General features: G+C 76.4%; 2 protein-coding genes. Both read right to left on the reverse strand.

The window, feature by feature from the left end; translation table 11 throughout:
- Positions 1-796 (reverse strand): DNA translocase FtsK 4TM domain-containing protein (locus tag CKO28_RS27680; protein WP_200344755.1); only part of this gene is annotated, 796 nt, incomplete at its 3' end.
- 51 nt (positions 797-847) lie between these two features.
- The coding region (locus CKO28_RS27685; RefSeq protein ID WP_200344757.1) for an aminotransferase class I/II-fold pyridoxal phosphate-dependent enzyme at positions 848-1,198 on the reverse strand (351 nt) is incomplete at its 5' end.

A 1,198-nucleotide genomic window follows, 5' to 3' on the forward strand; every position in this document is an offset into this window, starting at 1 on the left:
CGTCCGCCCGGGCCGCGCGGGCGCGCTGGACCAGACCGGCCAGGCGGGCGCCCAGCCCGGGCCGGGCCGCCGCGACCGCCGCGACCTCCGCGGAGTCCGGGCGGGCGGCGCGGTTCGCCTTGCGCCGGTCGTTGATCTCCCGGCCCGAGCGGATCGCGCCCGATACACCCTCGGCGCCGCGCCCGGTCAGGCGGCCGAACGCGGCCGCGATCGCCTGCCAGTCCGCCCGGCGCAGCCCGCCGGTATAGTGCAGCGCCGCCAGCCCGACGGCCGCGCACGCCAGCGCCGGCACCGTCAGGCCGAGCCCGGTAACCCCGATCAGCCAGCGCATCACCAGCACGCCGGCAAAGCCGCCGAGGCCGCCCTCGACCGTCCAGCTGGCCGGCGTCGGCAGGGTCGCGAGCGCGGCGGCGAGCGCCAGCAGCGCGACCGGCAGCAGCGCGATGCGCAGCCACCAGCGGGGCAGCGCGTGGTCCAGCATCAGCCGGCGCGACCAGCCCGCCAACACCAGCACCAGCCCGAAACCGGCGAGCCCCAGGGTGCGCAGCACGACGTCCGATACCGCCGCCCCCGGCCAGCCCAGCAGGTTGGAGACCGGCCCGTCGGCGGCGACGTTCGGGCTGGGGTCGTTCGGGTTGTAGGTGACGAACGCGATCAACAGCGCCACCGCCAGCAGCCCCGGCGCGATCCGCAGCAGATCTGCGATCCGGCGCTTCAGGAAGCCGGAGACGCCGTCGCGGGCGCGCGCCGCCTGGTCGGCGGCGGATTGGCGGCTGGTTCGGGTGCTCGTGCTCACGGGTGCTTGGTCGCTTTCGCTTGTCTACGGGGACACTAGCCGGCGGGGACGCTAGCCGGCCTGGGCGCGGGCGGGCGGGCCCCAGATCACCTCGCCCAGGCGCTTGAGCGCGGCTTCCGTCACCTCCGGTTCGTACACCAGGGCGACGCGGATGTAAGGCGCGCCCGGGTTATTCCCCTCGGCGTCGTCGACGGCCATGTAGGCGCCCGGCAGGACCCGCAGGCCCGCCTCCTGCCAGAGGCGCTTGGCCGCCGCCTCCCCGTCGCCGACGTCGAGCCACAGGAAGAAGCCCGCCTGCGGGCGGACGTCGATGCCGGCGTGCGCCAGCGCGCGCTCCGCCGCGTCGAAGTTGGCACGGTAGCGCGCGCGGTTCGCCGCCACGTGCGCGTCGTCCTGCCAGAG

Origin of the sequence: Rhodovibrio sodomensis, assembly GCF_016583645.1 — a bacterium.
Classification (GTDB): Bacteria; Pseudomonadota; Alphaproteobacteria; order Kiloniellales; family Rhodovibrionaceae; genus Rhodovibrio; species Rhodovibrio sodomensis.